This is a genomic window from Pseudomonas campi (genome assembly GCF_013200955.2).
Classification (GTDB): Bacteria; Pseudomonadota; Gammaproteobacteria; order Pseudomonadales; family Pseudomonadaceae; genus Aquipseudomonas; species Aquipseudomonas campi.
The window spans coordinates 4349893-4375722 of record NZ_CP053697.2 but is presented as its reverse complement, the minus strand read 5'-3'; the positions used below and the strand labels follow the sequence as shown (position 1 = coordinate 4375722).

The window sequence follows — 25830 nt, the reverse complement described above, 5'->3', positions numbered from 1 at the left end:
ACTAGCCTCAGACAGGAACAGTCCTGCCTAAGGAGAAGCAGCATGTCCGATCACCACACCTACAAGAAGATCGAAGTCGTCGGGTCGTCGAAGGCCAGCATCGAGGACGCGATCAGCAATGCCCTGGCCGAGTGTGCCAAGTCCGTGCGCAACATGGACTGGTTCGAAGTCACCGAAACCCGCGGGCATATCGAGGGCGGCAAGGTCGGTCATTATCAGGTGACCCTCAAGGTGGGGTTCCGCATCGGCAATAGCTAGGAGCCCGTTGTGGGCCTCGGCCGCGCCCCTCTCCCCAGCCCTCTCCCGTGAACGAGAGAGGGGGCTATCCGTGTCTGCCCTGCACGCTGTGGCGTGGTCGGCAAAGTACATCGGCAACAAGCTCCAAGGCGTTGGCAGAAATTCCCCGCTCCGTGCGCTAGGCTGCCTGTGGTCTGGCAGCGTGGCGCTGGGGTTCGAACAAGAGCGCGCGCCCTTTCCGTCTGGGGGTGGATTGCCCCGCCATGGCTCGTTTGAGCCGTTTGTCTAACGAAGGAGCGTTAACCATGAAACAACTGATTCTGGGCCTGGCCCTGTTTTCCCTGGCCGGCTCGGCCCTGGCGGCGGCCAAACCGTGCGAGGAGCTCAAGGCGGAGATCGACGCCAAGCTCAAGGCCAAGGGCGTTGCCGCGTACAGCCTGGAGGTGGTGGACAAGGGCAGCGCTGGCGACAAGAGCGTGGTCGGCACCTGCGAGGCCGGCAGCAAGGAAATCGTCTACCAGCGCGGTTGAGCGTAGCGCCCGTCTGCACAGGCCGGAGTTCCCGCAAGGGGCTCCGGCCTTTTCGTTGCTGTGCCGCCCGCTTTCTCCGTGGATTTTAGCCACACACAACGCCCCACCCTCACTCGTCTCAACCGCGCAGTTGCCGATCCCAATGTGGCTCGGCGGCCAGGCGCTCGACCAGGAAATCCAGCAGCGCGCGCAGTGCCGGCAGCATCTGCCGGCGCGAGCCGTAGAGCGCATGGATGCCCAGAGCTTCCACCGCATAGCCCGGCAACAAGGCCTGCAGTTGCCCGGAGCGCAGCAGCGGCGCCGCCGAATAGAGCGGCTGCAGGCTGATGCCGGCGCCGGCCAGGGTGGCTTCCAGCAGCACGGTGGATTCGTTGGCGCTGATCGTGCCGCCGACCGGCACGCTGATGGGCTCCCCGGCGTGGCTGAACTGCCACAGGCTGCGGCCGAAGTAGGCATAGGTCAGGCAGTTGTGCCGGGCCAGCTCCTGTGGCGTCTGCGGCGTGCCATGCCGCGCCAGGTAGGCGGGCGCGGCGCACAGCACCGAGTGGCAGGTGGCCAGGCGCCGGGCGATCAGGTTGGGATCGAGCTGGTTGCTGATACGCACGGCCAGGTCGATGCGCTCCTCCACCAGGTTGACTGCCTGGCTACTCACCTGCAGATCCACCGCCACCCCCGGATATCGCTCGACGAAGGCGGCCACCGCCCGCGCCAGCCAGGCCTGGGCGAAGGACTGGCTGCTGGTGATGCGCAGGGTGCCGCTGGGGCTGTCGCTGGCACGCTGGCCGGCGCTGTGCAGGTCGTCGGCCACCGCCAGCATGTCGCGGCAGCGTGGCAACAGCTGCTCGCCCAGGCCGGTCAGGCTCAATTTGCGCGTGGTGCGGTGCAGCAGGCGCGCACCGACCCAGTCCTCCAGCTCGCCCAGGTAGCGCGAGACCATCGCCCGCGACATCTCCAGGTGCTCGGCGGCGGCGGTCTGGCTGCCACGTTCGACCACTTCGACGAAGACCCGGGCGGCGGTGAGTCGATCCATGATTAGCTCGATTGGTGCAATAGATAAGGGCAGGTTAAGCGGCTTTTTGCACGCTTTCCAGCAACTAACATGGCCCTCGTCGAATCCATCACCCCCGAGGTCAGCATGTCCAGTTTCCTTCGTTTGCGCGCTCTGTTCGCCGCCGGCCTGTTTGCCGTCACCGGCCTGGCTCTGGCCGCCCAACCTGCCTTGGAGCTGCAGGTGTATAACCCCGGCGAGGCTGCGGTGTTCCCGGTCAGCTCTACCCTGATCAGCGGCCAGCGCGATGCCGTGCTGGTCGATGCGCAGTTCTCCAGCCAACAGGCCGCCGAGCTGGTCAAACTGATCCAGGCCAGTGGCAAGCGCCTCACCAGCATTTACATCAGCCACGGCGACCCGGATTTCTACTTCGGCCTGCAAACCCTCAAGCAGGCCTTCCCCCAGGCCCGTGTGGTCGCCACGGCCGCCACCATCGAACATATCCGCGCCACCCAGGCCGGCAAGCTGGCCTACTGGGGGCCGATCCTCAAGGATGGCGCGCCCAGCGCGGTGATCATCCCCGAGCCGTTGCCAGGTGAGCGCCTGACCCTGGAGGGCCAGGAGCTGCAGGTAATCGGCCTCGACCCCGAGCGCACCACGCTGTGGATTCCCTCGCTCAAGGCGGTGGTCGGCGGTGTGCTGGTGGATGCCGGCGAGCATGTGTGGACGGCCGATACCCAGACCGCGCAATCGCGCCAGGACTGGCTGGCCATGCTGGCGCGCATCGAAGCGCTGCAGCCCGAAGTACTGGTGCCCGGCCATTATCTGGGTGACGTGCCGCACACCCTGGCCGCCCTGCAGTTCACCCGTGATTACCTGACCACCCTGGAAACCGAGCTGGCCAAGAGCAAGGACGCCGCCGCGCTGATCGCCGCCATGCAGCGCCACTACCCCGGCCTGCCGGGCGAGTCCAGCCTGGAGCTGAGTGCCAAGGTGCTCAAGGGCGAAATGCAGTGGCCATGAGCCTCCTGTATCCCCTGTGCGGCAGGTGCTAAGGCGCCGCCCCGCAGCCGCCGAGGCGCAATGCTGTGCTCCGGCACCAGCGGCTCGTTGCTGAGATCAGGGTTGCCTTTGTCGCAGATGGCCCCATAAAGCTTGTATGACCTCAGGAGGCTGTATGAGCAGGCTGTCCACCACCCCGATTTCCATCCTCGACCTGGCGCCCATGCGCGACGACGAGAGCGGCCCGGCGCCGGCCCTGCAACGTTCCCTGGCCCTGGCCCAGCATGCCGAGCGCGTGGGCTTCTCGCGCTACTGGGTGGCCGAGCACCACAACATGGAGGGCATTGCCAGCTCGGCCACCGCAGTGCTGCTCGGCTACCTGGCGGCCGGCACCACGACCCTGCGCCTGGGCTCCGGCGGCATCATGCTGCCCAACCATGCGCCGCTGGTGGTGGCCGAGCAGTTCGGCACCCTCGCCGCGCTGTATCCGGGGCGCATCGAACTGGGCCTCGGCCGCGCGCCGGGGGCCGACCAGCAGACCGCCCGCGCCCTGCGCCGCGACCGCCTGGGCAGCGCCGACGACTTCCCCCAGGATGTCGAGGAACTGCAGGCCCTGCTCGGCCCGCGTCAGCCGGGGCAGCAGGTGATCGCCATGCCCGGCATGGACAGCAACGTGCCGCTCTGGCTGCTCGGTTCCAGTCTGTTCAGCGCCCAGCTGGCGGCGCAGAAAGGCCTGCCCTATGCCTTCGCCGCGCACTTCGCGCCGCGCTACCTGCACCAGGCGCTGCGCATCTACCGCGACAACTTTCAGCCTTCGGCCGTGCTCGACAAACCCTATGCGATGGTTGGCGTACCGCTGATCGCCGCGCCCAGTGACGAAGAGGCCGAGTTCCTCGCCACTACCGCCTTCCAGCGCGTGCTGGCGCTGATGCGCGGGCAGAGCCTGGTGCTACGTCCGCCCGTGGAGAGCATGGCCGGGCGCTGGCAGCCGCACGAGCAGCAGGCGGTGGGCGATTTCCTCGGCCTGGCGGTGATCGGCGGGCCGGACAAGGTGCGTGCGCGCCTGGAGATCCTGCTGGAACAGACCGGCGCCGATGAGCTGATCTTCACCGGCGACCTGTACCAGCACGAGCATCGCCTGCGCAGCTTCGAGATTGTTGCCGGGTTGCGCTGAGCCCGGCGTTCACGCGTCACCGGATCGCGTAGCCCGGATGCAATCCGGGAAGCAGGCGGCTCCGATCCCGGATTGCATCCGGGCTACAAAAGGTAGGCCGCAGGCGATCAACCAAAAGTGTTGCAGCGCAGCACCTTGGCCCGCGCCAGCACCTGACGCTGGCTGTCATAGAGCCAGGCCTGGGCCTTGTACTGCAGGGGGCGGGCCTCGATGCGGTACTGCTGGCCGGCGGCGAAGCCGTCGTACTGCAGGCGCAGGTGGCAGGTCATCTGCAGCGGCTCACTGCTGAAGTCGCCACCACCGCCGCCACCCGCCACTTCGAACTGGAAGCGCACATCCAGCGCATGGGCGCCGGGGCTGACCTGAAAGTAGCGGCCGTCGCGGGTCTGTTTATCGTCCAGCTTGTGCGCCATCAGGGTGTGACCGGCGCTGGCATACAGCTCGACCCAGGCTTGTTGCGGGTCGGGCTTTGGCAGCGGGCTGGCGCAGGCGCCAAGGGTGAGCAGGATGAGGAAGAAGAGTGGGCGCATGGTGGGTTACTCCGGGCGGCAGATGTGCAGCATAGCGCCGATCAAACCTCGCCGCAGCGGCCTTCGCGGGCGCGTGCCAGTGGTTTGCCGTGTGCATCGTAGAGCCTGGCCCAGGGGCGGAAGCCGTGGCTGCCAGCCTTCAGGCTGTAGCGCTGGCCGGCGGCGAATTCGCCGTAGTCCAGGCTGAGCAGGCAGGTGCGCGGATGAGCCTGGCTGGTCGGGCCGATATTGCCCGGCGCGACCTGGAACTGCAGGCGCACCTGCAGCTCATGGCGCCCCGGACTGACCTGGAAATAGCGCACATCCTCCTGGGCCTTGTCGTCCACCTGCAGCGCTTGCAACTGCTGCTCTTCGCCCGCGTGCAGCTCGATCCAGGCCTGGCCGGGATCGTGACGCGGCAGCCACAGGGCGCAACCGGCGAGAAGCAAGGGCAGGCTGCAGAGCATCAGGCGATACATGTGACATTCCTCGTGGCTGGCGTCCGGCAGGGACAATGCAATAGGCTCGGCGGCATGCTCCCGACCCTATCGCTCGTCATACTCGACCGCGCCCGCCGCTGCGGGGTTCCCCTGCTGCTCGGCTTGCTGCTGAGCGGTTGCAGCAGCCTGGACTATTACGCCCAACTGGCTGGCGGCCAGTGGCAATTGCTGCAGGCGCGCGAGCCGGTCGGCGCGATCATCGCCGACCCGGCGCGCGACCCGCAGTTGCAGCGGCGCCTGGCCCTGGCCCAGCAGGCGCGCAGTTTCGCCAGCGCCCAGCTGGGCCTGCCGGACAACCGCAGCTACCGCCTGTATGCCGACCTGCAGCGGCCCTATGTGGTGTGGAATGTGTTCGCCACCGCCGAGCTATCGCTGGCGCCGCTGACCCACTGCTTCCCCATCGCCGGTTGCGTGGCCTACCGCGGTTTCTACCAGCAGGGTCGCGCCCGTGGCGCCGCCGCCCTGCTGCGCCAGGAGGGCCTGGATACCTATGTCGCCGGGATCGAGGCCTACTCCACCCTCGGCTGGTTCGATGACCCGATCCTCAACAGCATGCTGCGCTGGGACGACGAGCGCCTGGCCGCGGTGATCTTCCATGAGCTGGCCCATCAGCAGCTGTATGTGCAGGACGACACCGCGTTCAACGAGTCCTTCGCCAGCTTCGTCGAGCAGGAGGGCCTGCGCCAGTGGCGCGCCCGTCGTGGCCTGCCGGCGCAGGACGACGCCGGCGAGCGGCAGAAACAGCAGTTCATCGCGCTGATCCTGGCCAGCCGCGCGCGTCTCGAACAGCTGTACGCCAGCCCGCGCAGCGACGCGGCAAAACGCCAGGGCAAGGCCGCCGAGTTCGCTCGCCTGCGCAGCGAATACCGCCAGCTGCGCGATAGACAGTGGCGCGGCGACCGGCGTTTCGATGCCTGGATCAACGCTCCGTTGAACAATGCCAAGCTGCTGCCCTTCGGCCTCTACGACCGCTGGGTACCGGCTTTCGCTGCCCTGTTCGCCCAGGCCGGAAGCGACTGGGCTGAGTTCTACCGCCGCTCTTCGGCCCTTGGCGAGCTGGCGGCGGACGAGCGCAAACGCGCTCTGGCGGCGCTCATGGATTCGTCTCGAGTAAGCAGTTACGCGGCTTCGGCGCGATAGATCCAGCGCAGGCCGAACAGGGTCAGTGGCCAGAGCAAGGCGAGCGCAGCGATTCCGGCGAGAGTCAGTGGTAGCGACTCCAGGAGCGCGTCGTAACTGGTCAGCGCCGCGAATACCAGCAGGCCGGCGAGTAATAGCTGGGCGAGCAGCCAGGCCACGAAAATCAGCACGCCGGTAAGCGCCAGTCTCCCCGGTTTAAACCGGGCGAGCCTGGGCGGCAGCATGTGTCTGGCGCAGGCGAAGACGAGTGTGCCGTGAAGTAACGGGCCGGCGTACATCAGGTATGACCAGTCATGCAGCTGCCGCAGCTCGTAGGAGAACGACAGCAGGAGTTGCAAGCCCATGAAGATAATGCTCAGCCCCAGTAGCAACGCTGCTTCATCGCCTGCCACAGTTCCCGGCGCGGCGGGTGCCTTCGTCCCTAGGCGCAGGCCCAGCCACAGCGGCAACAGAAAGGTCAGGCTGAAGGAAATGATTTGCAGTCCTCCGTACACCCATTCCATGTCAAACGGCAGCCCATCTAGCCAGGGGTAGAAAATCTCGAATAGCCATCTTAAAAGGAGGCCAAACAGCAGTTTGGCGACGAGCATTGCCAGCCCGATGCCGAGGAGCAGGCGTTTGGGCTGTACAAAAGTGATGCGATGGCGCTCCAGGTAGCTGCGCACGAACAGGGCAGCAACCACAATGCTGAGAAGGATGGCGGCGGTCGAACTCGCTATCCATGCCGGCAAGTTATGCAGCATGTAGGTGGGATAGTTCGGATCCTGAAGCCAACTAAGCAAAATACTAAACAGGGTACTCAGTGCAGCTACCGCCGCGCAGGTTAGAGCAAAGGCCAACGGCTGATTAGAGGCTACCGGCAATTGTCGGTCCGGCATGTTCATTGTGGTGGATGCAAAGGGGTTGGCGTGCACGGAAAGTTCCTTTTTCGACAGTCCTGATGGGGTACGAGCTTAACCTCCGATGAGGTGCGGCGTTGTGAGGTCGTTCATTCCCGGTGGCAGTGCTCGCCCTCACCAAGCAGGTTGTGGTGGTGCTCAAACGAGCAACACTTACCGGTGAACAGGGTCAGGAGCTCACTGGTCGTACCCCTCGGCCAGGTGCAAATCCTTGAGCTTCACGTAGTTGGCCGCGCTGTAGCTGAAGAAGGCGCGTTCCTTGTCGGTCAGCGCTCGCGCCTGCTTCACCGGGCTGCCGACATAGAGAAAACCACTGTGCAGCAGCTTGCCCGGCGGCACCAGCGAACCCGCGCCGATCACCACCTCGTCCTCTACCACGGCGCCGTCCATGACAATGCTGCCCATGCCGACCAGGATGCGGTTGCCCAGGGTGCAGCCGTGCAGGGTGACCTTGTGGCCGATGGTCACCTCGTCGCCGATGATCAGTGGGTAGCCGTCCGGGTTGAACGGCCCGGCATGGGTGATGTGCAGCACGCTGCCATCCTGCACGCTGGTGCGCGCGCCGATGCGGATGCGGTGCATATCGCCGCGGATCAGAGCGAAGGGCCACACCGAGCTGTCTTCGCCCAGTTCGACATCGCCGATGACCACCGCCGAGCGGTCGACAAATACCTGTTCAGCGAGCCGCGGGCTGATCCCCTGATATTTACGAATCGCCACGATAGAAAGCTCCCAAGCTGCGGTTTACCCCGATTGTAATTAACATGCGCGGCATTCCGGTTGTGAATTGCCGCCTGCGGCCCCATAACCTGTTCATGAATTCGTGCATCAAAGGTGCCTTGCCGTGTCTGCCAGCAACCCGCTTCTCCAGGATTTCGACCTGCCGCCCTACTCCGCAATCAAGCCCGAGCATGTCGAGCCGGCCATCGACAGCATCCTCGCCGACAGCCGCGCGGCGCTGGTGTCCATCCTCGCAAGCCAGCGCGCCGCGCCGAGCTGGGACGGCCTGGTGCTGGCCCTCGACGAACTAGGCGCACGCCTGGGTCGCGCCTGGAGCCCGGTCAGCCACCTCAATGCGGTGTGCAACAGTGCCGAGTTGCGCGCAGCCTACGAGGCCTGCCTGCCCAAACTGTCCGAGTACTGGACCGAGATGGGCCAGAACAAGCCGCTGTTCGAGGCTTATGAAGCGCTGGCCGGCAGTCCGGCCGCTGGCGGTTTCGACGTGGCGCAACAGACCATCCTCGAGCACACCCTGCGCGACTTCCGCCTGTCCGGCATCGACCTGCCGGCCGCCGAGCAGAAGCGCTACGGCGAGATCCAGATGAAGCTGTCCGAGCTGACCAGCAAATTCTCCAACCAGCTGCTCGACGCCACCCAGGCCTGGACCAAGCACGTCACCGAGGAAGCCGCTCTGGCCGGCCTGACCGACTCGGCCAAGGCGCAGATGGCCCAGGCCGCCGAGGCCAAGGGCCTGGACGGCTGGCTGATCAGCCTGGAATTCCCCAGCTACTTCGCGGTGATGACCTACGCCGACGACCGCGCCCTGCGCGAAGAGCTGTATGCCGCCTACTGCACCCGCGCCTCCGACCAGGGGCCGAATGCCGGCCAGTTCGACAACGGCCCGCTGATGGCCGAGATCCTCGACCTGCGCCAGGAACTGGCCCGCCTGCTCGGTTTCGGCAATTACAGCGAACTGTCGCTGGCCAGCAAGATGGCCGAAAATACCGACCAGGTGCTGCATTTCCTTCGCGACCTGGCCGTGCGCAGCAAGTCCTTCGCCGCCCAGGACCTGGAGGAACTGCAAGCCTTCGCCTTTGATCAGGGCTGCGCCGATCTGCAAAGCTGGGACGTCGGCTACTACAGCGAGAAGCTGCGCGAGCAGCGCTACAGCATTTCCCAGGAGCAGGTGCGCGCCTGGTTCCCCATCGACAAGGTGCTCAGCGGCCTGTTCGCCATCGTCGAGAAGCTCTACGGCATCCAGATCAAGGAGCTTAGTGATTTTGATAGCTGGCACCCGGACGTGCGCCTGTTCGAGATTGAGGAGAACGGCCAGCACGTCGGGCGCTTCTTCTTCGACCTCTACGCCCGCGCCAACAAGCGTGGTGGCGCCTGGATGGATGGCGCTCGCGACAAGCGCCGTGCCGCCGATGGCAAGCTGGTCAGCCCGGTGGCCAACCTGGTGTGCAACTTCACTCCAGCCTCCCTCGGCAAGCCGGCGCTGCTGACCCACGACGAAGTCACCACCCTGTTCCACGAATTCGGCCACGGCCTGCACCACCTGCTGACCCGCGTCGAGCATGCCGGCGCGTCCGGGATCAACGGCGTGGCCTGGGATGCAGTCGAGCTGCCGAGCCAGTTCATGGAGAACTGGTGCTGGGAGCCCGAGGGCCTGGCACTGATCTCCGGCCACTACGAGACGGGTGCGCCCCTGCCCCAGGACCTGCTGGACAAGATGCTGGCGGCGAAGAACTTCCAGTCCGGGCTGATGATGGTGCGTCAGCTGGAGTTCAGCCTGTTTGACTTCGAACTGCACGCCAGCCATGGCGACGGCCGCAGCGTGCTGGACGTGCTCGAAGGCATCCGCGCCGAGGTCTCGGTGCTGCGCCCGCCGGCCTACAACCGCTTCGCCAACAGCTTCGCGCACATCTTCGCCGGCGGTTACGCGGCCGGTTACTACAGCTACAAGTGGGCCGAGGTGCTGAGTGCCGATGCCTTCTCCCGGTTCGAGGAAGAGGGCGTGCTCAACCCGGCGACCGGCCGCGCCTTCCGCGAGGCGATCCTCGCCCGTGGCGGCTCCCAGGCGCCGATGCTGCTGTTCGTCGACTTCCGTGGCCGCGAGCCGAGCATCGACGCCCTGCTGCGCCACTCTGGCCTGAGCGGGGAGGCGGCATGAGCGAGCAACCCGAAGTCACCCCCAAACGCTTTATCGCCGGCGCCGTGTGCCCGGCCTGCAGCGGCCAGGACACCATCAAGATGTGGAACGTCGACGGCGTGCCGCATCGCGAGTGTGTAACCTGCGGCTACGCCGACACCCTCAACGCCCAGGGCCACTCGGTGCCGAAGGAGCTCGGCACGCGGGTCAGCCTGGCGCCGCCGAAGCCGGCCGATCCCAAGGTGCAGGGCGTGCAGTTCTTCCCCAATCCAAAGCTGAAAAAATAGCAGGGAGCTATTTTTAACGTCGCACAGCGACGACCCGGAGGGTGGCTGCCAAGGATGGCAGGCCATAAAAAGCCGGAGTAGGCGACCAGCCGTCGCCGTCGCTCTGGTCAAACGGGCGCAAAACGAATACTGTTTTTATATACAGTATTCGTGAGCGTCCCGTATGTCCGTTTCCTTGCCGCCGCGCGGTCGCGGTACCGCCAGCAATCCGCACAACCGTTTCGCGCCGCAGCGCATCATCGCCAGTGACGACGGCTGGTTCCAGGAGGTGCCGCCCAGTCGTGCCACCGAGGTGCGGGTGGAAATGGCCAAGAGCATCATCAGCCGTAACCAGTCACCGGACCTGCCGTTCGACCGTTCGCTCAATCCCTATCGTGGTTGCGAACACGGCTGCATCTACTGCTATGCGCGGCCCAGCCATGCCTACTGGGATCTCTCGCCGGGCATCGACTTCGAGACCAAACTGATCGCCAAGCGCAACGCGCCGGCCCTGCTCGAACAGCAGCTGAGCAAACCAGGCTATGTCTGTGCACCGATTGCCTTGGGCAGCAACACCGACCCCTATCAACCGATCGAGCGTGAACACCAGCTGACCCGTCGTTGCCTGGAGGTGTTGCTGCGCTATGGCCACCCACTGACCATCGTTACCAAGGGTGCGCTGATCCTGCGCGATCTCGACTTGCTGACTCAACTGGCCGAGCGTCGTCTGGTCTCGGTGTATATCAGCCTGACCACCCTGGATGACGAGCTCAAACGCATCCTCGAACCGCGCGCCGCTGCACCTTCAGCGCGTTTGCGGACGATCCGCGTGCTGCGCGAGAACCGCATCCCGGTGGGCGTGCTGTGCTCGCCGATGATCCCGATGATCAACGACATGGAGCTGGAGAGCCTGCTGGAAGCGGCCAAACAGGCCGGCGCGCAGAGCGCCAACTACATGCTGCTGCGTCTGCCGCGCGAGGTGGCGCCGCTGTTCGAGGAGTGGTTGCAGGCGCACCACCCGCAGCGTGCCGAGCATGTGCTGAGCCTGATTCGGCAGAACCGCGGCGGCGAGCTGTACGACAGCCGCTTCGGCCAGCGCTTTCGCGGCCAGGGGGTGTTCGCCGAGCTGCTGGCTCAGCGCTTCCAGCTGGCGCTCAAGCGCCTGGGGCTGAGTCGGCGCGAAGGTTTCGGTCTCGACTGCAGCCAGTTCGCCCCGCCTGGCGGGCAGCTGTCTCTGCTGTAATTTGTGACTATTCACTGCTGGCGGCTGTCCGCATGCCAGGTCGATAATTCGTCCAGCGCAACGGTTCAGCATGAGGTAGACGCAATGCCCTACAAGCACAACGCCATTCCCCTGCAGGCGCGCACCGCGCCGGAAAGCGCCGACGAGGCGCTGAGTGCCATAGTCGGAGGCTTCAAGCGCTTCCGCACAGAGGTCTTCCCGCAACAGGAAGAGCTGTTCAAGGCCCTGGCCAGCGCGCAGAACCCGCGCGCCATGTTCATCACCTGCGCCGACTCGCGCATCGTTCCCGAGCTGATCACCCAGAGCGCGCCGGGCGACCTGTTCGTCACCCGTAACGTCGGCAACGTGGTGCCGTCCTACGGGCAGATGATGGGCGGCGTGTCCACGGCCATCGAGTACGCGGTGCTGGCCCTGGGCGTGCAGCACATCATCGTCTGCGGCCATTCCGACTGTGGTGCGATGAAGGCGGTGCTGGCTCCCGAGACCCTGGAGAACATGCCCACGGTCAAGGCCTGGCTGCGTCACAGCGAAGTGGCGCTCAAGGTGGTCGAGGAAAACTGCGGCTGCAGCGGCCACGACACCCTGAGCATCCTCACTGAGGAGAACGTGATCGCCCAGCTCAACCACCTGTGCACCCACCCCTCGGTGGCGGCCCGGCTGGCCAGCGGGCAGCTGTTCATCCACGGCTGGGTGTACGACATCGAGAGCAGCGCGATCCGTGCCTACGACGCCAAGAGCGGGGGCTTCCTGCCGCTGGACGGCGAGGTGGTGCCGATGGCCACGCCCCGGGCGCGCTACCCGGCGCAGTGAAACGACAAGGCCCGCGCATGCGGGCCTTGTTGCATCTGGCGTGTGGTCGGGCGCTGGGAGCTGTTGCTACGCCGGCAGGCCCAGCTCCACGCCCAGCTGACGCGACAGGCACGGCCAGTTCTGCCAGGCCGCCAGGGTCTGCGGGCTGCTCAGGCGGGCCCGGTAGTCCTGTACCGAACTCTGATGGAACACGCGGTCATCCAGCAGTCCTTGCATGGCGTGATGCACCGCTTCGTCCAGCTGGTTGGCGAAGGGCTCGCCGATCAGCTGGTGGGCGATCAGGTTGGCCACCGTGGTATCCAGCGGGATCAGAGGTTGGCCGAGGTGGGTGATGTAGCGGTCGTTGACCTCCTCGACCAGGCGATGGGCCAGGTAGGCCTCGTCGAGCAGGGCGTCGAGGCCCTGGTGGCCTTCCATCACGCTCGGCGGGCTGAGGAAGAACTGCTCGGCGAGCTGCAGCACCGGCTTGATCTGCGCCTCGATGCCGGCTTCGCGGGCCACGCTGTTGGCGGCGTCGAGCACATCCGGCACCTGTTCGATATAGGCGGCGACAAAGCGCTCGAGTACGCCGCGGGCGTCGCTGGTGGGGAGTTGGATGGTCGGGTGCAGCTTGCTCAGTTGGGCCTGCAACTGGTTGGCCAATGCACCGCTTTCGGCTTCATGGGCCAGTGCCTGTTGGATCTGTGCGCGCAGTGCGACGGTATTCATGACGGCTCCTGAAGTGAGGACATGAGACAAACGAGAATTCACCTTAGCCCGCAAAGCCTGCTCGCTAAGATCGGATTGTCATAATTATTAAATATTTATTCTTACTTGCTATATAGCGCGCCCCGCTCTGCGCTGCAGCCCTCGTCATTCTAGTCCTCCAGCCAAGGGGCAGAATCGAGCAGGCATTTTTCCGGCGGCGTTGTTATGTCGCGGTGGCTGGCTATACTCGAAATCGCAAGGCGTTACCTGATGGAACCGGACGGGCTTCGGCACGGAGAGGTTTCGACAGTTTTTGCCAGCTGTATCGGCAGTCGATCCCTTTGCCGCGGGCTTTGCCGGCGGGATAACAAGAAAAATTAAGGGGAACCCGCAATGATGCGACATCCACGAGTCTGGATGGGCCTCCTGCTGTGGTTGGCATTTGGCTCGGCGCAGGCCGAGTGGGCAGTGAATATGCTGCCGGGTGCCACCGAGGTCAGTCGTTCAGTCTTCGACCTACACATGATCATTTTCTGGATCTGCGTCGTGATCGGCGTGGTGGTCTTCGGCGCCATGTTTTGGTCGATGATCATTCACCGTCGCTCTACCGGCCAGGTCGCCGCTCACTTTCACGAAAGCACCACGGTGGAGATCCTCTGGACCGTCGTGCCCTTCGTCATTCTGGTGGTGATGGCGGTACCGGCGACCAAGACGCTGATCGAGATCTACGACACTTCCGAGTCGGAGCTGGATATCCAGATCACCGGCTACCAGTGGAAGTGGCACTACAAGTACCTGGGCCAGGACGTCGAGTTCTTCAGCAACCTGGCCACGCCCGCCGCGCAGATCAACAACCAGGCGGAGAAGGGTGAGCATTATCTGCTCGAAGTCGATGAGCCGCTGGTGGTGCCGGTCGGTACCAAGGTGCGCTTCCTGATCACCGCCGCCGATGTAATCCACTCCTGGTGGGTGCCGGCACTGGCGGTGAAGAAGGACGCCATCCCCGGCTTCATCAACGAGTCCTGGACCCGCATCGAGGAGCCCGGCATCTTCCGCGGCCAGTGCACCGAGCTGTGCGGCAAGGACCATGGCTTCATGCCGGTGGTGGTCGAGGCCAAGTCCAAGGAGGACTTCGCCATCTGGCTGGCCGAGCGCAAGGAGCAGGCTGCCAAGCTCAAGGAGCTGACCAGCAAGGAGTGGACCCGCGACGAGCTGATGGCGCGTGGCGAAAAGGCCTACAACACCTCCTGCGCCGCCTGTCACCAGGCCAGTGGCGAAGGCCTGCCGCCGATGTTCCCGGCCCTCAAGGGCTCGAAGATCGCTACAGGTCCGGTTGCCGGCCATCTCGGCATCGTGGTCAACGGCAAGCCCGGCACCTCCATGGCCGCCTTCGGCAAGCAACTCTCGGAAGTCGATATCGCCGCGATCATCACCTACGAACGCAATGCCTGGGGCAACGCGGTAGGCGACATGGTCACGCCGAAAGACGTCCTCGCGTTCAAACAGGCTCAGGAGTAAGGACATGAGTGCAGTGATCGACCACGGTCATGCCGGACATGACCATCACCACGGCCCGGCCAAGGGCCTGATGCGCTGGGTGCTGACCACCAACCACAAAGACATCGGCACCATGTACCTGTGGTTCAGCTTCGCCATGTTCCTGCTGGGTGGCAGCATGGCCATGGTGATCCGCGCCGAGCTGTTCCAGCCGGGCCTGCAGATCGTGCAGCCGGAGTTCTTCAACCAGATGACCACCATGCACGGCCTGATCATGGTCTTCGGCGCGGTGATGCCGGCGTTCGTCGGCCTGGCCAACTGGATGATCCCGCTGATGGTCGGCGCGCCGGACATGGCCCTGCCGCGGATGAACAACTTTAGCTTCTGGCTGCTGCCGGCGGCCTTCGGCATGCTGGTCAGCACCCTGTTCAGCGAAGGCGGCGGGCCCAACTTCGGCTGGACCTTCTACGCGCCGCTGTCGACCACCTACGCGCCGGAGTCGGTGACCTTCTTCATCTTCGCCGTGCACCTGATGGGCATCAGTTCGATCATGGGCGCGATCAACGTGATCGCCACCATCCTCAACCTGCGTGCCCCTGGCATGACTCTGATGAAGATGCCGCTGTTCGTCTGGACCTGGCTGATCACTGCCTTCCTGCTGATCGCGGTGATGCCGGTGCTGGCCGGTGTGGTGACCATGATGCTGATGGACATCCACTTCGGCACCAGCTTCTTCAGCGCGGCCGGCGGCGGCGACCCGGTGCTGTTCCAGCACGTGTTCTGGTTCTTCGGTCACCCCGAGGTGTACATCATGATCCTGCCCGCCTTCGGCGCGGTCAGTGCAATCATTCCGGCCTTCGCGCGCAAGCCGCTGTTCGGCTACACCTCGATGGTCTACGCGACCGCCTCGATCGCCTTTCTGTCGTTCATCGTCTGGGCGCACCACATGTTCACCGTGGGCATCCCGCTCACCGGCGAACTGTTCTTCATGTACGCCACCATGCTGATCGCCGTACCGACCGGGGTGAAGGTGTTCAACTGGGCCAGCACCATGTGGCAGGGCTCGATGACCTTCGAGACGCCGATGCTGTTCTCCGTGGCCTTCGTCATCCTGTTCACCATCGGCGGCTTCTCCGGGCTGATGTTGGCCATCGCCCCGGCGGACTTCCAGTACCACGACACCTACTTCGTGGTGGCGCACTTCCACTATGTACTGGTGCCCGGCGCGATCTTCGGCATCTTCGCCTCGGCCTACTACTGGCTGCCCAAGTGGACCGGGCACATGTACGACGAGACCCTCGGCAAGCTGCATTTCTGGATGAGCTTCATCGGCATGAACCTGGCGTTCTTCCCGATGCACTTCGTCGGCCTGGCCGGCATGCCGCGGCGCATCCCCGACTACAACCTGCAGTTCGCCGACTTCAACATGCTCTCGTCGGTAGGCGCCTTCACCTTCGGTGCCACGCAGTTCCTCTTCCTGTTCATCGTCATCAAGTGCATCCGTGGCGGCAAGCCCGCCCCGGCCAAGCCCTGGGATGGCGCCGAAGGGCTGGAGTGGACGGTGCCGTCACCGGCGCCCTACCACACCTTCAGCACCCCGCCGGAAGTGAAGTAGGAGCGGCATCGTGAGCGAGGTCATCGGCACCCGTCGTCTGGTCGTGCAGCTGCTGCTGGTGGTGGTGGCGATGTTCTGCTTCGGCGTCTTCGTCCTGCCGCCGCTGTACGACGCGATGTGCCAGGCCTTTGGCATCAATGGCAAGACTGCCGGGGCCTATGACGGCGCGCAGACGGTGGACGAGGCGCGCCAGGTGCGCGTGCAGTTCCTCGCCACCAATGCCGCCGGCATGGTCTGGGAGTTCAAGGCGCAGAACGACGAGCTGGAAGTGCATCCGGGCTCCAGCAACCAGATGCTGTTCGTCGCCTACAACCCCAGCGACAAGCCGATGACCGCCCAGGCCATACCCAGCGTGTCGCCGTCCAAGGCGGCGGCGTACTTCCACAAGACCGAGTGCTTTTGTTTCACCCAGCAGGTGCTGCAGCCGGGCGAGCGCATCGAGATGCCGGTGCGTTTTATCGTCGACCGCGATCTGCCCGCCGATGTGAAACACCTGACCCTGGCCTACACCCTGTTCGATATCACTGCGCGTAAACCGCCTGTCGCCCAGGCGACCCTTACCCAGTCGGCTCCATAAGGAGAACAACAATGTCGAGTCACGAGCAGTACTACGTTCCCGCCCAGAGCAAGTGGCCGATCATCGCCACCCTCGGCATGCTGTTGACCGTCTACGGTCTCGGCACCTGGTTCAACGACCTCAAGGCCGAGCGTGCCGAGTCCAATGGCCCGCTGATCTTCTTCGTCGGCGGCCTGTTCCTCGCCTACATGCTGTTCGGCTGGTTCGGCGCGGTGATCAAGGAAAGCCGAGACGGCCTGTACAGCCCGCAGATGGATCGCTCGTTCCGCTGGGGCATGAGCTGGTTCATCTTCTCCGAGGTGATGTTCTTCGCTGCCTTCTTCGGTGCGCTGTTCTACATCCGCACCTGGGCCGGGCCCTGGCTCGGTGGCGAGGGTGACAAGGGCGTCAGCAACATGCTCTGGGAAGGCTTCCAGTACAGCTGGCCGGCGCTGAGCAACCCGGATCCCAAGCTGTTCCCGCCGCCGAGTGCGGTGATCGATCCCTGGCACCTACCGTTGATCAACACCATCCTGCTGGTGACCTCCAGTTTCACCGTGACCTTTGCCCACCATGCGCTGAAGAAGAACAAGCGTGGCCCGCTCAAGGCCTGGCTGGCGTTGACCATCCTGCTGGGTGTGACCTTCTTGGGCTTCCAGATCGAGGAGTACATCGAGGCCTATACCGAGTTGGGCCTGACCCTCGGCTCGGGCATCTACGGCGCGACCTTCTTCATGCTCACCGGTTTCCACGGTGCCCACGTGACCCTGGGGGCGATCATCCTCACGGTAATGCTGGTGCGGGTACTCAAGGGCCATTTCGACGGCGACAAGCATTTCGGTTTCGAGGCGGCCAGCTGGTACTGGCACTTCGTCGACGTGGTTTGGCTGGGGCTGTTTATCTTCGTCTACGTGCTTTGATCGACCTGGCTGGCGGCAGGAGTTGCAACCTGTCGCTACCAGGTGACATGACTGACCAGTTGGCCGCTGTAGAAACCCCAGGCGATCAGCGCCACGGTCAGTGCCGTGAGAATCACCCGCAGGCTCAGCGAATTGACCACTCGCGAGCCGTGGCCCTCGTCCTTGACCAGGAAGAACAGGCCGCTGAACAGGCTGACCAGGGTGGCCAGCAGCAAGAGGATGATCGCGGCCTTGAGCATGCGTGACTCCGGGGGATGGGGAATGTGCAGTTGCAGTATAGCCAGACGCGCAGCGGGTTTCGGGAGTCGCCGGTGAGCGCCTTTCGCCCCGGCATTCTGCCGAGCGTGGTGGTGGCCCTGTTGCTGCCGCTGCTGGTAACGCTGGGCTTCTGGCAGCTGGCCCGCGCCGAGGAGAAGCGTGCCCTGCTCGCCAGTCACGAAACCCGCCAGAACGCGGCGCCGGTCAGCCTCACCGAACTTGAGCAACAGCGCGATCCGGCGCACACCCGCATCCGCCTGCAAGGGCAGTTCGACGAGCGCCACAGCCTGCTGCTCGACAACCGTCAGCGCAACGGCCAGGTCGGCGTCGAGTTGCTGCAACCCTTCTATGACCAACCCAGCGGCCTGTGGCTGCTGGTCAACCGCGGCTGGCTGCCCTGGCCGGATCGGCGTACCCCGCCGCAATTCACCACGCCGCAACAACCGCTGGAGCTGGTGGCGCAGGTCTATGTGCCGCCGGGCGCCAGCTTCCAGTTGCAGGGCGATGTGCCAGACAAGAGCTGGCCCCGGCTGATCACCCTGGTCGAGCCGCAGCGCCTGTGGCAGCAGCTCGGTCGCGGCGGTCTGGCCTATGAAGTGCGACTCGAACCGAGCTCGGCCAGCTACCTGGCCGAGTGGCCGGTGGTGGCCATGAGCCCGGACAAGCACACCGGCTACGCCGTGCAGTGGTTCGCCCTGGCGGCGGCCCTGTGTGGCCTTTACCTCTATTTCGGATGGCGCAATGCGCGGGAGCAGCACGATGAGCACAACCATGAATCCCCCCAACAGCATTCCTGAGGTTGCCGTGCCGCGCCTGCGTGGGCGCCTGCAGCTGATCCTGCTGCTGCTGGTGGCGATCGGCCCGATGGTCCTCGCCACCGCTATGTACCAGTGGCGCTTCTGGGTGCCGGATGCCCGCAACTACCACGGCGAACTGATCGGCAACGGCCAGAGCCTGGCTGATCTTGGGGTTAGCGGTGCCACCCAGGCCCGCTGGCAGATCCTGGTCACCGCGCCGCAGGCGTGCGCCGAGGATTGCCGTCAGCTGGTCTACACCGCCCGGCAGATCCAGATCGGTCTCAATCGCGAGGCCGCCCGTGCCAGTCATGGCCTGGCCGTCAGCAGCCCGTTGCCGGCCGATTACGAGGCCCAGCTGCAGCGCGAATACCCGCAGCTGGGTCGCTATGGCCTGGCGTTGCCGGCCTATGAGAAAGCGGCCAAAGGTGCCAGCGGGGCGCAGCTGTGGCTGGTCGATCCGCACGGCAACCTGGTGCTGCGCTACGACGCCACGGCCAAGGGCAAGGCCATCCTCAATGACCTGCGATTGCTCCTTAAGCTGTCGCAAATAGGCTGACGCCCACGCCATGCCCGCATAACAACAAGAACGAGGCCCCTGGATGACTGAACGCACAACCCGCCCCGGCTACCGCCTGGCCCTGTTCGCCACCCTGTTGGCGGTGGTGGTGATCCTGCTCGGCGCCTACACCCGGCTGACCCACGCCGGCCTCGGCTGCCCGGACTGGCCGGGCTGCTACGGCTTTATCGGCGTGCCGCAAAGCGAGGCGCAGCTGGCCCATGCCGAGGCGCGCTTCCCCGAGGCGCCGGTGGAAGCGCAGAAAGGCTGGAACGAGATGGTCCATCGCTATTTTGCCGGCGCGCTTGGCTTGGTGATTTTCGGCCTGGCAGTGCAGGCCCTGCGCCGGCGCGACGAGCCGGGCCAACCGCTCAAATTGCCGCTGTTGCTGCTCGGCGTGGTGATTGCCCAGGCGGCCTTCGGCATGTGGACCGTGACCCTCAAGCTGTGGCCGCAGGTGGTCACCGCGCATCTGCTGGGCGGCTTCACCACCCTGGCCCTGCTGTTCCTTTTGACCCTGCGCCTGTCCGCCGCGCTGCCGGCCCTGCCGAGCATTTCCCGGCGCCTGCGTTTGCTGGCGGGCGGGGCGCTGCTCCTGGTCATCGGGCAGATCGCCCTCGGTGGCTGGGTCAGCTCCAACTACGCGGCAGTGGCCTGTGTCGACCTGCCCACCTGCCATGGCGAATGGCTGCCGGCGATGGACTTCGCCAACGGCTTCCACCTGACCCAGCACATCGGCCCCAACTACCTCGGGGGCCAGCTCGACAGCGATGCGCGCACCGCCATCCACATGAGCCACCGTATCGGCGCCCTGCTGGTAACGCTGGTGCTGCTGGTTCTGGCCTGGCGCCTACGGGCTGCCGGCCAGGGCCGGCCGGCTGCCTTGCTGCTGCTGGCCCTGGCCGCACAAGTCAGCCTGGGTATCAGCAATGTGCTGCTGCATCTGCCGCTGGCTGTCGCGGTCGCGCACAACGGCGGCGGCGCAGCCCTGCTGCTGGTGTTGGTGCTGATCAACTACCGCTTGCGCACAGTTTCTGTAGGAGCGAGGCGGGCGGCCCAGTCCTCTGCTCGCGAATCCTGCGCCGCCGATGGTTCGCGAGCAGAGCTCGCTCCTACAGGTCTGGCCCAGGTCGGCAAATAATCACAAGGAGAGACCCCCATGGCTACTCTGCTGCAAACCCGCCAGGAGCACGCCAGCTGGCGTGACTACCTGGAACTGACCAAGCCGCGCGTAGTGCTGCTGATGCTGATCACATCCTTGGTCGGCATGTTCCTCGCCACCCGTGCCGGCGTAGCCTGGCAGGTGCTGGTGTTCGGCAACCTCGGCATCGGCCTGTGTGCCGGCGCGGCGGCGGCGGTCAACCATGTGGTCGACCGGCGCATCGACTCGATCATGGCGCGCACGCACAAGCGTCCGGTCACCGCCGGGCGCCTGTCGCCGGTGGCGGCGCTGGGCTTTGCCCTGCTGCTGGCGGTGGCGGGCATGGCCCTGCTGCTGACTTTCACCAACGAGCTGGCGGCCTGGCTGACCCTGGCCTCGCTGCTCGGCTACGCGGTGCTCTACACCGGCTTTCTCAAGCGCGCCACACCGCAGAACATCGTCATCGGCGGCCTGGCCGGCGCCGCGCCGCCACTGCTTGGCTGGGTCGCGGTCACCGGGCATATCAGCGCCGAGCCGCTGCTGCTGGTGCTGATCATCTTCGCTTGGACGCCGCCGCACTTCTGGGCCCTGGCCATCCACCGCAAGGAGGAATACGCCAAGGCCGACATCCCCATGCTGCCGGTGACCCATGGCGAGCACTACACCAAGGTGCACATCCTGCTGTACACCGCGGTGATGATCGCCGTGACCCTGCTGCCCTATGCCATCCACATGAGCGGGCTGCTCTATCTGGCCTGCGCTGTGCTGCTCGGCGGGCGCTTTATGTTCTGGGCCGTGGTGCTGTACCGTGACAGCCGACCGCACGCGGCGATCAACACCTTCAAGTACAGTATCTGGTACCTGTTCCTGCTGTTTATTGCCCTCCTCGCTGACCATTACCTGTTGCTGAATCTATGACCCGAACGCAGAAAACCCTGTTTGTCCTCGTCGCCGCTGTTGCCCTGGTGCTCGGCCTTACCGTCAACAAGGTGCTCAACAGCAAGGGCGACGGCACCGACAAGGTGGCCCTGCTCGACGCCGGCATCGTCCTGCTGCCGCAGAGCCGCAGCCTGCCGGATTTGTCGCTGACCAACCAGGATGGCCAGGCGCAGGCCGTGGACCAGCTCAAGGGCCAGTGGAGCCTGCTGTTCTTCGGCTACACCTTCTGCCCGGATATCTGCCCGGCCACCCTGGCGCAGCTGCGCCAGCTCAAGGGCATGCTGCCGGCCGAGACCCAGGCCCAGCTGCGCGTGGTGCTGGTGACGGTCGATCCGCAGCGTGACAACCCCGAGCAGCTGAAGAAATACCTCGGCTTCTTCGACCCAGCCTTCATGGGCCTGACCGGTGCCCAGGAGGATCTGCAGAAGCTGGCCGGCGCGGTGAGCATTCCCTATATCCCGGCCGACACCAGCAAGGAAAACTACACCGTCGACCACAGCGGCAACCTGGTGATCATCGGCCCGGATGGCACCCAGCGCGGCTTTATCCGCGCGCCGCTGAACAACGACAAGCTGGCGGCACAGCTACCGGGCCTGCTCGGCGTGAAATAGCCGTAGCCCGGACTGGGCTGAAACGTAGGGTGGATGACGCTCCATCCATCCACCGTGGCGGCCTGATGGTGGATGAACAAAGCGTCATCCACCCTACGAAAACCAAAGCAAGAAAAAGCCCGCTAATGAGCGGGCTTTTTGCTGGGCGGCTGGCTGGCGATCAGAACGCCGGCACTACCGCGCCTTGGTACTTCTCGGCGATGAAGGCTTTGACTTCGGCGCTGTGCAGCGCCTTGGCCAGCTTCTGCAGGGCCGCGTCGTTCTTGCTGGCTTCACGCACCACCAGGATGTTGACGTAAGGCGAGTCGCTGCCTTCGATCACCAAGGCATCCTGGGTCGGATTGAGGCCGGCTTCCAGGGCGTAGTTGGTGTTGATCAGCGCCAGGTCGACCTGGGCCAGCACGCGCGGCAGGGTGGCCGCTTCCAGCTCACGCACCTTGATCGCCTTGGGGTTCTCGGCGATGTCCTTGACGGTGGCAGTGATGCCGGCGCCGTCTTTCAGCTTGATCACGCCCGCTTTTTGCAGCAGCAGCAGGGCACGGCCGCCGTTGGTGGCGTCGTTGGGGATCACCACCTGGGCGCCTTGCGGCAGCTCGGCGAGGGTCTTGATCTTGCTCGAGTAGGCGCCGAAGGGTTCGACATGCACGCCGGCGATGCTCACGAGCTTAGTGCCGCGCGAGGCGTTGAATTCATCCAGGTACGGCTGGTGCTGAAAGAAGTTGGCGTCCAGGCGCTCTTCGGCCACCTGCACGTTGGGCTGCACGTAGTCGGTGAAGACTTTCACCTGCAGGTCGACGCCGTCCTTGGCCAGGGCCGGTTTGACGAACTCGAGGATCTCCGCGTGCGGCACGGCGGTAGCGGCGACGCGCAGGGTGTCGGCGGCCTGGGCGGCAGCGCTGGTCAGGGCGGCCGCGGCGGCCAGGGCAGTCAGCAGTTTTTTCATGGTTCAGCTCCTTGTGGGATTTTGGCGCGGGGTCCCGTGGGTAACGGGTCGCCCGCTGTTCTATGGGGTAGGGCGAATTCAGTCAGTTACTTGCGCGAGCTTTTTATTTCCTAGAAAAATGCACCACCAGCTTGTCGCCGACGGTCTGCAGCACCTGCACCAGCACCAGCAGAAGGATCACGGTGACCGCCATCACGTCCGGCTGGTAGCGCTGGTAGCCATAGCGCACGGCCAGGTCGCCGAGACCGCCGCCGCCGATCAACCCGCTCATGGCGGTGTAGGAGACCAGGGTAATGGCGGTCACGGTGGCGGCGGCGATTAGCCCCGGCAACGCTTCCGGCAACAGGGCGCGGAAGATGATCTGCAGGGTGGTCGCGCCCATCGCCTGGGTCGCCTCGATGATGCCGCGGTCGACTTCGCGCAGGGCGGTTTCCACCAGGCGGGCGAAGAACGGCGTGGCGCCGACCACCAGCGGCGGGATGGCGCCGGCGACGCCCAGCGAGGTGCCGGTGATCAGCAAGGTCAACGGAATCATCAGGATCAGCAGGATCACGAACGGCACCGAACGCAGCACGTTGACCAGCAGCGACAGCACCGCGTACAGCGCGCGCTGCTCGAACATCTGCCGCGGCCCGGTGAGGAACAGCAGCACGCCCAGCGGCAGGCCAAGCAACACGGTGAACAGCAGCGAGCCGCCGAGCATGTTGAGGGTGTCGAGGCTGGCGTAGCCGATCTCCTGCCAGTCGACATTGGGCAGCCAGCTGGCCAGCAGGGACTCGATCATCGCAGCACCTCCAGGTGCACGTCGGCGGCCTGGAAGCGCGCCAGCGCGGCGTCGATGTCGCCGCCGGTGAGGGCCAGGGTCAGCTGGCCATAGGGGCTGTCCTTGATGCGGTCGATACGCCCAGCAAGGATGCTGTAATCCACCCCGGTCTCGCGCGCCACGGTGCCCAGCAGCGGCGCGTAGGTGGCCTCGCCCTGGAAGGTCAGCCGCAGGATACGGCCCTGCACATGGGCGAAGTCGTCGCGCTGCTCGTTTTCGTCGATGTGCTCGTCTTCCTGGACGAAGCGCTTGGTGGTGGCGTGCTGCGGATGCAGGAACACCTGGGCCACCGGGCCCTGTTCGACGATCTGCCCGCCGTCCATCACCGCCACCTGGTCGCACACGCGGCGGATCACGTCCATCTCGTGGGTGATCAGCACGATGGTCAGGCCCAGCTCGCGGTTGATTTCGGCCAGCAGCTGCAGCACCGAGGCGGTGGTCTGCGGATCGAGGGCGCTGGTGGCCTCGTCGCACAGCAGGATCTTCGGCCGGGTGGCCAGGGCACGGGCGATGCCGACGCGCTGCTTCTGTCCGCCGGAAAGCTGCGCCGGGTACTTGTTGGCGTGCTCGCTGAGGCCGACGCGGGCCAGCAACTCGGCAACCCGTTGGGCGATCGCGTCACGGCTCAGCTCGCCGGCCAGTTGGAGGGGCATGGCGACGTTGGCGGCGACGGTCTTCGACGACAGCAGGTTGAAGTGCTGGAAAATCATCCCGACCTGCTGGCGGAAGCGGCGCAGGCCGTTGGCGTCGAGCGCGGTGACTTCCTCGCCGTCGACCGTGATGCGGCCGCCGCTGGGTTCTTCCAGGCGGTTGATCAGGCGCAACAGGGTGCTTTTGCCAGCACCGGAATGACCAATCAGGCCGAACACCTGGCCGGTTTCGATGCGCAGGTCGGTGGGCTGCAAGGCGGGCACGGCGCGCCCGGCGACCTGGTAGGTCTTGTTGACGTGGTGGAACTCGATCACGGAGCGAACCTTGTGGGTACGTGGGAGTGACTGCCGCCATCCGATGGGCGCGGCGACTCCTTCTAGCCTAGGCGGTTAGCCGAAAGCCGCGCATTTTAGCCGGTTTGTTTATGCGTTCTTAGTCTTTATTGGCCTGAATAGCTTATGCACAGGCATAAGCACGCAGGGCGGGTGCAACCCGCGTATCTGGCTCGCGGGTTACACCCGCCCTACGGGATGCTCCGGCGCTCGCGAGCTAGAGCCAGGCTAGGCGGGCAAGGGCCGAGGGCGCGGAGTTTACGAGCTGTAAATGAGCACCCGAGGCCCTTGCCCAACGACGCATGGCCGACGCGCAGCCGCGCCGATGGGGGTCAGCTGTTGCTTTGCGGGCTCAGCACCAGCCGCGGCTCCTGATCCGGCTTGAGCACCGGGGAGAACTGCGGGTTGAAGCCGGGTTCGAGCTTCTTGATGCGTGCCGAGAGCAGCGCGGCGACGAAGGGGTAGTCCTTGGCCTCGCGCACTTGCAGGCGTACCGCGCAATCGAAGGCGACCACGTCGGCGGCCACGGCGTCGAGCAGGGTGCGCAGGCCGTCGCGGTCGTTGGCGTCGAGCATCGGCATGGCTACGCTGCTGCTGGCGGCGGCCGGATCGATCAGGCGCGCGCGCGGGGTGGCGGCCACGGCGGGCTTGGCGGGTTCGACCTTGGCGACTGCCGGTGCCGGCTGAACCGGCTCGGCAGCGGCCTGCAAGGCACGGGCCTCGCGCTCGGCGGCGGCCTGTTCCTCGGCCAATTGCTGCTGGCGAGCGCGCGCGGCCTCCTTCTTGGCGATGATCGCCTCAGCTTCCTGCAGACGCCGTTCGACGCTCTCGCGGCGCTCGGCGGAGTCCTCGGTAACGGCAACGACTGCCGGTTTGGTCGCGACCTTGGCGGGCTCGGCTTTCGGTTCGGCTTTCGGCTTGGCCGCGGCGAGCGGTGCCGGCTTGGCACCGCCCTGGGTAGCGCTGGCGGTCAGGCTGGCCTGGTATTCCTGGCGCAGCGCCGGAGACGCGGCATTCAGATGGCGCTCGCCCTGGCTCAGGGTCGCATTGGCCGCGGCGGCATCGCCGGCCTGCAATTGCTGGCGACCCTGTTGCAGGTAGGCGCTGGCCAGCTCGCGCTGGTACTGGTCGATGCGCACATCGTTGCTGGCGGTACGCTGACGCAGGGCTTCCAGCCCGGATTCGGCCGCCTGCAACTCGCCGCGGGTGATCTGCGCGGAGACCTGGCTGAAGTCCTTCACCAGTTCATCCACAGTCCAGTATTCGGCACGGGCTTCGCCCAGCAGCAGGCCGAGGCCGAGCGCGGCGAGATAGCGATACGTTCCATTGTTCAT

General features: G+C 65.3%; 29 protein-coding genes. 18 read left to right on the top strand and 11 right to left on the bottom strand.

Annotation, left to right across the window (positions count from 1 at the left end; all coding sequences use genetic code 11):
- Positions 1–42 precede the first annotated feature (42 nt).
- Positions 43–258 (top strand): dodecin, encoded by a 216-nt coding sequence (locus HNE05_RS20080; RefSeq protein WP_173210700.1) that lies wholly within the window; start codon positions 43–45, stop codon positions 256–258.
- Positions 259–542: 284 nt separating this feature from the next.
- A complete protein-coding gene (locus HNE05_RS20075) occupies positions 543–767 on the top strand; it encodes a DUF1161 domain-containing protein (protein ID WP_173210698.1) in 225 nt (74 codons plus the stop codon).
- A gap of 118 nt (positions 768–885) precedes the next feature.
- Here the strand turns inward: HNE05_RS20075 and HNE05_RS20070 are convergent, their stop codons facing one another.
- The gene (locus HNE05_RS20070; RefSeq protein WP_173210696.1) at positions 886–1797 is read right to left on the bottom strand and encodes a LysR family transcriptional regulator; all 912 of its coding nucleotides are present in this window, start codon (positions 1795–1797) and stop codon (positions 886–888) included.
- A gap of 105 nt (positions 1798–1902) precedes the next feature.
- Between HNE05_RS20070 and HNE05_RS20065 the strand changes: the two genes are divergently transcribed.
- Together HNE05_RS20065 and HNE05_RS20060 are read left to right on the top strand one after the other, a co-directional pair.
- Positions 1903–2778, top strand: coding sequence for an MBL fold metallo-hydrolase (locus HNE05_RS20065; protein ID WP_173211742.1), 876 nt, complete (start codon positions 1903–1905; stop codon positions 2776–2778).
- A gap of 154 nt (positions 2779–2932) precedes the next feature.
- The gene (locus HNE05_RS20060) at positions 2933–3931 is read left to right on the top strand and encodes an LLM class flavin-dependent oxidoreductase (RefSeq protein WP_173210694.1); all 999 of its coding nucleotides are present in this window, start codon (positions 2933–2935) and stop codon (positions 3929–3931) included.
- Positions 3932–4038: 107 nt separating this feature from the next.
- Here the strand turns inward: HNE05_RS20060 and HNE05_RS20055 are convergent, their stop codons facing one another.
- Together HNE05_RS20055 and HNE05_RS20050 are read right to left on the bottom strand one after the other, a co-directional pair.
- Positions 4039–4461, bottom strand: coding sequence for a PA0061/PA0062 family lipoprotein (locus HNE05_RS20055; protein ID WP_173210692.1), 423 nt, complete (start codon positions 4459–4461; stop codon positions 4039–4041).
- Between the two features lie 41 nt (positions 4462–4502).
- A complete protein-coding gene (locus tag HNE05_RS20050; protein WP_173210690.1) occupies positions 4503–4919 on the bottom strand; it encodes a PA0061/PA0062 family lipoprotein in 417 nt (138 codons plus the stop codon).
- 54 nt (positions 4920–4973) lie between these two features.
- Between HNE05_RS20050 and HNE05_RS20045 the strand changes: the two genes are divergently transcribed.
- Entirely contained in the window at positions 4974–6080 is a 1107-nt protein-coding gene (locus tag HNE05_RS20045) for an aminopeptidase (protein WP_173210688.1), read from the top strand.
- On the opposite strand, the gene HNE05_RS20040 is transcribed toward HNE05_RS20045, so the two are convergent.
- Together HNE05_RS20040 and HNE05_RS20035 are read right to left on the bottom strand one after the other, a co-directional pair.
- Complete coding sequence (locus tag HNE05_RS20040; protein ID WP_173210686.1) at positions 6059–6994, bottom strand: hypothetical protein; 936 nt, start codon at positions 6992–6994, stop codon at positions 6059–6061. The two genes, HNE05_RS20045 and HNE05_RS20040, sit on opposite strands and share 22 nt — an antisense overlap.
- 162 nt (positions 6995–7156) lie before the next feature.
- Complete coding sequence (locus HNE05_RS20035; protein ID WP_173210684.1) at positions 7157–7699, bottom strand: gamma carbonic anhydrase family protein; 543 nt, start codon at positions 7697–7699, stop codon at positions 7157–7159.
- A gap of 124 nt (positions 7700–7823) precedes the next feature.
- Between HNE05_RS20035 and prlC the strand changes: the two genes are divergently transcribed.
- The 4 genes from prlC to HNE05_RS20015 all read left to right on the top strand — a co-directional run bounded on the left by prlC (position 7824) and on the right by HNE05_RS20015 (position 12170).
- A complete protein-coding gene (gene prlC, locus HNE05_RS20030; RefSeq protein ID WP_173210682.1) occupies positions 7824–9872 on the top strand; it encodes an oligopeptidase A in 2049 nt (682 codons plus the stop codon).
- Positions 9869–10138: a YheV family putative zinc ribbon protein gene (locus tag HNE05_RS20025; protein WP_173210680.1), complete on the top strand. Its 270-nt coding sequence runs from the start codon at positions 9869–9871 to the stop codon at positions 10136–10138. Before prlC ends, HNE05_RS20025 begins: the two co-directional genes overlap by 4 nt.
- A 163-nt stretch (positions 10139–10301) precedes the next feature.
- The gene (locus tag HNE05_RS20020; protein ID WP_173210678.1) at positions 10302–11360 is read left to right on the top strand and encodes a PA0069 family radical SAM protein; all 1059 of its coding nucleotides are present in this window, start codon (positions 10302–10304) and stop codon (positions 11358–11360) included.
- 84 nt (positions 11361–11444) lie between these two features.
- Positions 11445–12170, top strand: a complete 726-nt coding sequence (locus HNE05_RS20015) for a carbonic anhydrase (protein WP_173210676.1) — start codon at positions 11445–11447, stop codon at positions 12168–12170.
- A gap of 66 nt (positions 12171–12236) precedes the next feature.
- Here the strand turns inward: HNE05_RS20015 and HNE05_RS20010 are convergent, their stop codons facing one another.
- Positions 12237–12878, bottom strand: coding sequence for a hypothetical protein (locus tag HNE05_RS20010; RefSeq protein ID WP_173210674.1), 642 nt, complete (start codon positions 12876–12878; stop codon positions 12237–12239).
- Between the two features lie 372 nt (positions 12879–13250).
- Here HNE05_RS20010 and coxB point away from each other — a divergent pair, with 372 nt between their 5' ends.
- The 4 genes from coxB to HNE05_RS19990 are packed head-to-tail and all read left to right on the top strand — an operon-like array spanning position 13251 to position 17445.
- Entirely contained in the window at positions 13251–14375 is a 1125-nt protein-coding gene (coxB, locus tag HNE05_RS20005; protein WP_173210672.1) for a cytochrome c oxidase subunit II, read from the top strand.
- Between the two features lie 4 nt (positions 14376–14379).
- Positions 14380–15969: a cytochrome c oxidase subunit I gene (gene ctaD, locus HNE05_RS20000; protein WP_173210670.1), complete on the top strand. Its 1590-nt coding sequence runs from the start codon at positions 14380–14382 to the stop codon at positions 15967–15969.
- Positions 15970–15979: 10 nt separating this feature from the next.
- Complete coding sequence (locus HNE05_RS19995; RefSeq protein ID WP_173210668.1) at positions 15980–16546, top strand: cytochrome c oxidase assembly protein; 567 nt, start codon at positions 15980–15982, stop codon at positions 16544–16546.
- An 11-nt stretch (positions 16547–16557) separates the two neighbouring features.
- On the top strand, positions 16558–17445 hold the full coding sequence (locus HNE05_RS19990) for a cytochrome c oxidase subunit 3 (RefSeq protein WP_173210666.1): 888 nt from the start codon (positions 16558–16560) through the stop codon (positions 17443–17445).
- Between the two features lie 35 nt (positions 17446–17480).
- On the opposite strand, the gene HNE05_RS19985 is transcribed toward HNE05_RS19990, so the two are convergent.
- Positions 17481–17684, bottom strand: coding sequence for a twin transmembrane helix small protein (locus tag HNE05_RS19985; RefSeq protein WP_173210664.1), 204 nt, complete (start codon positions 17682–17684; stop codon positions 17481–17483).
- Positions 17685–17756: 72 nt separating this feature from the next.
- Between HNE05_RS19985 and HNE05_RS19980 the strand changes: the two genes are divergently transcribed.
- From HNE05_RS19980 to HNE05_RS19960, 5 genes are read left to right on the top strand one after another with little or no spacing between them, the layout of a single operon-like run.
- The gene (locus HNE05_RS19980) at positions 17757–18500 is read left to right on the top strand and encodes an SURF1 family protein (RefSeq protein WP_173210662.1); all 744 of its coding nucleotides are present in this window, start codon (positions 17757–17759) and stop codon (positions 18498–18500) included.
- A complete protein-coding gene (locus HNE05_RS19975; protein ID WP_173210660.1) occupies positions 18463–19056 on the top strand; it encodes a hypothetical protein in 594 nt (197 codons plus the stop codon). The genes HNE05_RS19980 and HNE05_RS19975 overlap by 38 nt, the downstream gene beginning before the upstream one ends.
- A gap of 43 nt (positions 19057–19099) precedes the next feature.
- A complete protein-coding gene (locus tag HNE05_RS19970; RefSeq protein ID WP_173210658.1) occupies positions 19100–20197 on the top strand; it encodes a COX15/CtaA family protein in 1098 nt (365 codons plus the stop codon).
- An 18-nt stretch (positions 20198–20215) separates the two neighbouring features.
- Positions 20216–21115 carry a heme o synthase gene (cyoE, locus tag HNE05_RS19965; protein ID WP_173210656.1) on the top strand — a complete coding sequence of 300 codons (900 nt, stop codon included), beginning with the start codon at positions 20216–20218 and terminating at the stop codon, positions 21113–21115.
- On the top strand, positions 21112–21747 hold the full coding sequence (locus HNE05_RS19960; protein WP_173210654.1) for an SCO family protein: 636 nt from the start codon (positions 21112–21114) through the stop codon (positions 21745–21747). Before cyoE ends, HNE05_RS19960 begins: the two co-directional genes overlap by 4 nt.
- A gap of 160 nt (positions 21748–21907) precedes the next feature.
- On the opposite strand, the gene HNE05_RS19955 is transcribed toward HNE05_RS19960, so the two are convergent.
- The 4 genes from HNE05_RS19955 to HNE05_RS19940 all read right to left on the bottom strand — a co-directional run bounded on the left by HNE05_RS19955 (position 21908) and on the right by HNE05_RS19940 (position 25830).
- Positions 21908–22690, bottom strand: a complete 783-nt coding sequence (locus tag HNE05_RS19955) for a MetQ/NlpA family ABC transporter substrate-binding protein (protein WP_173210652.1) — start codon at positions 22688–22690, stop codon at positions 21908–21910.
- A 103-nt stretch (positions 22691–22793) separates the two neighbouring features.
- On the bottom strand, positions 22794–23474 hold the full coding sequence (locus HNE05_RS19950) for a methionine ABC transporter permease (protein WP_173210650.1): 681 nt from the start codon (positions 23472–23474) through the stop codon (positions 22794–22796).
- Complete coding sequence (locus HNE05_RS19945) at positions 23471–24478, bottom strand: methionine ABC transporter ATP-binding protein (RefSeq protein WP_173210648.1); 1008 nt, start codon at positions 24476–24478, stop codon at positions 23471–23473. The genes HNE05_RS19950 and HNE05_RS19945 overlap by 4 nt, the downstream gene beginning before the upstream one ends.
- Positions 24479–24828: 350 nt before the next feature.
- Positions 24829–25830, bottom strand: coding sequence for a hypothetical protein (locus HNE05_RS19940; protein ID WP_173210646.1), 1002 nt, complete (start codon positions 25828–25830; stop codon positions 24829–24831).

Excerpts from the sequence above, each read along its gene's own strand:
- HNE05_RS20080 (WP_173210700.1), top strand. The coding sequence starts at position 43 with ATGTCCGATCACCACACCTACAAGAAGATCGAAGTCGTCGGGTCGTCG.
- HNE05_RS20075 (WP_173210698.1), top strand. The coding sequence starts at position 543 with ATGAAACAACTGATTCTGGGCCTGGCCCTGTTTTCCCTGGCCGGCTCG.
- HNE05_RS20070 (WP_173210696.1), bottom strand. The coding sequence starts at position 1,797 with ATGGATCGACTCACCGCCGCCCGGGTCTTCGTCGAAGTGGTCGAACGT.
- HNE05_RS20065 (WP_173211742.1), top strand. The coding sequence starts at position 1,903 with ATGTCCAGTTTCCTTCGTTTGCGCGCTCTGTTCGCCGCCGGCCTGTTT.
- HNE05_RS20060 (WP_173210694.1), top strand. The coding sequence starts at position 2,933 with ATGAGCAGGCTGTCCACCACCCCGATTTCCATCCTCGACCTGGCGCCC.
- HNE05_RS20055 (WP_173210692.1), bottom strand. The coding sequence starts at position 4,461 with ATGCGCCCACTCTTCTTCCTCATCCTGCTCACCCTTGGCGCCTGCGCC.
- HNE05_RS20050 (WP_173210690.1), bottom strand. The coding sequence starts at position 4,919 with ATGTATCGCCTGATGCTCTGCAGCCTGCCCTTGCTTCTCGCCGGTTGC.
- HNE05_RS20045 (WP_173210688.1), top strand. The coding sequence starts at position 4,974 with ATGCTCCCGACCCTATCGCTCGTCATACTCGACCGCGCCCGCCGCTGC.
- HNE05_RS20025 (WP_173210680.1), top strand. The coding sequence starts at position 9,869 with ATGAGCGAGCAACCCGAAGTCACCCCCAAACGCTTTATCGCCGGCGCC.
- HNE05_RS20020 (WP_173210678.1), top strand. The coding sequence starts at position 10,302 with ATGTCCGTTTCCTTGCCGCCGCGCGGTCGCGGTACCGCCAGCAATCCG.
- HNE05_RS20015 (WP_173210676.1), top strand. The coding sequence starts at position 11,445 with ATGCCCTACAAGCACAACGCCATTCCCCTGCAGGCGCGCACCGCGCCG.
- HNE05_RS20010 (WP_173210674.1), bottom strand. The coding sequence starts at position 12,878 with ATGAATACCGTCGCACTGCGCGCACAGATCCAACAGGCACTGGCCCAT.
- coxB (WP_173210672.1), top strand. The coding sequence starts at position 13,251 with ATGATGCGACATCCACGAGTCTGGATGGGCCTCCTGCTGTGGTTGGCA.
- ctaD (WP_173210670.1), top strand. The coding sequence starts at position 14,380 with ATGAGTGCAGTGATCGACCACGGTCATGCCGGACATGACCATCACCAC.
- HNE05_RS19990 (WP_173210666.1), top strand. The coding sequence starts at position 16,558 with ATGTCGAGTCACGAGCAGTACTACGTTCCCGCCCAGAGCAAGTGGCCG.
- HNE05_RS19985 (WP_173210664.1), bottom strand. The coding sequence starts at position 17,684 with ATGCTCAAGGCCGCGATCATCCTCTTGCTGCTGGCCACCCTGGTCAGC.
- HNE05_RS19975 (WP_173210660.1), top strand. The coding sequence starts at position 18,463 with ATGAGCACAACCATGAATCCCCCCAACAGCATTCCTGAGGTTGCCGTG.
- HNE05_RS19970 (WP_173210658.1), top strand. The coding sequence starts at position 19,100 with ATGACTGAACGCACAACCCGCCCCGGCTACCGCCTGGCCCTGTTCGCC.
- cyoE (WP_173210656.1), top strand. The coding sequence starts at position 20,216 with ATGGCTACTCTGCTGCAAACCCGCCAGGAGCACGCCAGCTGGCGTGAC.
- HNE05_RS19960 (WP_173210654.1), top strand. The coding sequence starts at position 21,112 with ATGACCCGAACGCAGAAAACCCTGTTTGTCCTCGTCGCCGCTGTTGCC.
- HNE05_RS19955 (WP_173210652.1), bottom strand. The coding sequence starts at position 22,690 with ATGAAAAAACTGCTGACTGCCCTGGCCGCCGCGGCCGCCCTGACCAGC.
- HNE05_RS19950 (WP_173210650.1), bottom strand. The coding sequence starts at position 23,474 with ATGATCGAGTCCCTGCTGGCCAGCTGGCTGCCCAATGTCGACTGGCAG.
- HNE05_RS19940 (WP_173210646.1), bottom strand. The coding sequence starts at position 25,830 with ATGAACAATGGAACGTATCGCTATCTCGCCGCGCTCGGCCTCGGCCTG.